Here is a 2,606-nt window from a genome sequence, read left to right as displayed (position 1 = left end):
TGCACGAGGCATAGTTCGTCCGTCCGAGCGCAGGAAGGCCTGTGCCAGGATCGCTTGGGCAGCGAAGTGTGGGGAGCTCAGTGGCCCAAGGGGTGTACTGAATATCTTGAGGAGTGGGGCCCATCGCGGGCCAAGGGTTTGTCGTCGTTCCAATCGCGGCGCCATTGTTTTTGTCGGTGCGTTCGGAACTTGGGTTGCTGATCTTCTCCCACAATGCCTGTTGCTCGACAAACGGGGTCATCCCCACCAACGCACTCAGACGCCAGTGGTTGTGCGTATTGTACTCCGTCCACCAGTTTTGGTTGTTGTCGTTGCCGTCATCGGTGCCGACACCGTGAATCGGCATCTGGTTGTAGGCACTGTGATAGTTGTGCAGCCCCAATCCCAATTGCTTGACGTTGTTGCTGCAACTCATTCGCCGTGCCGCTTCGCGAGCCGCTTGCACGGCGGGTAGCAGCAGTCCAACCAGTACGCCGATGATGGCAATAACCACCAATAATTCCACCAGGGTAAAACCCTGGGAAAGTCGATCACGCTTCATTAACAATCTCCATGAAAACTATTGAAAACTTCGGTTTTCGGGCGAATTGGTGCAACGACATCCGTTGCCCTATTTTGACGATGCGCCCGCTCACCAGTTATGTAGTCAATAGAGTGTAACATAGCGGCACGTCGGTGCACCATGTCCCCTGCGGAAAGGCGGTAGATTTTCCTCTATAGAGCACCCCTTTTGGGGTTACAATTAGACGTCGTTTGCTTGCTGTACCCCTGTTAGGGGTGGCGGCGGCGTCAAAGGCAGGTCTCGGGTGAAGTGCTGTGCATTAAGGCACGTTGCGAGTAATCGTTTGAGCGTCCTGGTTGTGATGGGCCATTCAGGACCGCTGGAACGGTAATGGACGTCGAGCAGAGAATGTCAGACGTAGAAAAGATTGCGTGAGAGTTCCGGCAGGTTCAACAATTCACGAAGGGGCTCGCGTGACGTCCGCGGCAAGCTATTCGATCACCTCGTGTTCTTGACCGTCTCAAGACTTTTTGAACGCCTCGGCGGCATCCTGGACCAGCAACCAGCACTGTCCGCGGCCCAACGACGACCAAGTCTGTTGAGTTTGGTTGGGCCAGATCACGGTGATCTCGCAGTCGCCATCGGCGTCGCCGAGACCGATTCGTAACCGACGCTCGTTGCTACACAAATAGCCATCGCCCGAAGTCAATGCGGTCGTCCAGCGTTTGCCATCACACTGAATCAAAATCTTGGATCCGATGGCGTCGCGAGCACTGACATCGCCCGTCAATTCAAGCTCGATCCAGTTTCCCAGGGGCTTGTTGTCCGGTGCTCGGTTTCGATTGATCAATAACGCAACCGGTTCGGTTTGGTGCGTCACCGCGATGTCGGTTTGATGGTCGCGGTTTGCATCGAGTGTCCATAATGCGCGGCCCACATGCGGGGTTGCCAAATATTCGCTGGCAAAGGCATTCTCCATTGATGCGAGGCGATTGTCGTTTCCCCGTTGGAATATCTGCATCGGATGCTCGTAGACCGACTTTTTCCCTTCACGCGAGAACATGTCCACGTGCCCGTTGGTGAGAATCAGCTCCATCTGGGCGTCGTGGTCCAAATCGATCGCGGCGGTTCCAAAACCAACCAAAGGAAGCGTGGGGTGAATCAAGTCGTGTAGCGCCGTGCGGTCTTGCCACTGGCCCGGACTCACTTGCTCGTACAGCGTGTTGTATTCACGATCAAAATTGGTCACGTAGAAATCGATGTCGCCGTCGCGGTCCAAATCGCTGGCGGCAATCCCCATCGAACCTTGAGCGGTCGAGCGATCATCGCCCGCTAATCCGAGTGCGATCGCCGACTCGGAGAGTTTGAATTTTGTGGCTTCACCACTCCCACGCCAGTAATGGTTGTGAGTCATGTCGTTTGCAACCAGGATGTTACAGCCGGCAACGTCGTCAAACGCCCCCACAACAACTCCGAGTCCGCGGCCCCGAACCGACGGTTCTGCGGCCCATAGGTCAGTGGCGTCGAGAAAGGAACCATCGCCGACGCCTCGGTAAAAGCGGTCTCGGTCGGCCGGAAACTTCATCGGCGAACACGAGCGAGGGGTTTCTTCGTTCTCGTTCCCACAGGCTTGGGTTGAGGGTTCAAGTCCGGCACAGTAATGGAGGATCACGAGGTCAGAAATGCCGTCGTTGTCCAAATCCGCGATCGCGGCACTGGTGGACCACGACTGCGAACTCGCTTCCTCAGGCAATCGTTCGGTCGCGTTTGAAAAAGTTCCGTCACCGTTGTTGATCAACAGCGAGTTGGGGCCGTAATTAAGTACCAGCAGATCGGGAAAGCCGTCTTCGTTGACATCGCCCACGGCAACCCCTTGGCCAAAGCCGGTGTCGCCCGTTTCCGAAGCAATCGTGACTTCGGCGAACGTGCCGTCTAGATTGCGGAACAATGCGTTGGGATCCGAGTCGCGCTTTGGCGGTTTTCCACCGGCCGCCGCCAAATACAAGTCACTCCATCCGTCGAGGTCAAAGTCGAGTGTCCCGCCACCGCAGCCAAGCGTTTCATGCAGCATGATGCCGGGTTGGTCCAGGTCGTCGGCGGTGGC

The 2,606-nt window shown here is 56.3% G+C and carries 2 protein-coding genes; both read right to left on the bottom strand.

Going from position 1 to position 2,606, the window contains the following annotated elements; genetic code table 11:
- A partial coding sequence (locus tag ABX962_RS34425) for a DUF1559 domain-containing protein (protein WP_372726181.1) occupies window positions 1-541 on the bottom strand: 541 nt, incomplete at its 3' end.
- A gap of 481 nt (window positions 542-1,022) precedes the next feature.
- Window positions 1,023-2,606 (bottom strand): CRTAC1 family protein (locus tag ABX962_RS34420; RefSeq protein ID WP_372726180.1); only part of this gene is annotated, 1,584 nt, incomplete at its 5' end.

The sequence above is a fragment of the Novipirellula sp. genome (assembly GCF_041583735.1).
Lineage (GTDB): Bacteria > Planctomycetota > Planctomycetia > Pirellulales > Pirellulaceae > Novipirellula.
The sequence above is the reverse complement of the archived record's forward strand: the minus strand, read 5'-3'. Positions and strand labels throughout refer to the sequence as shown.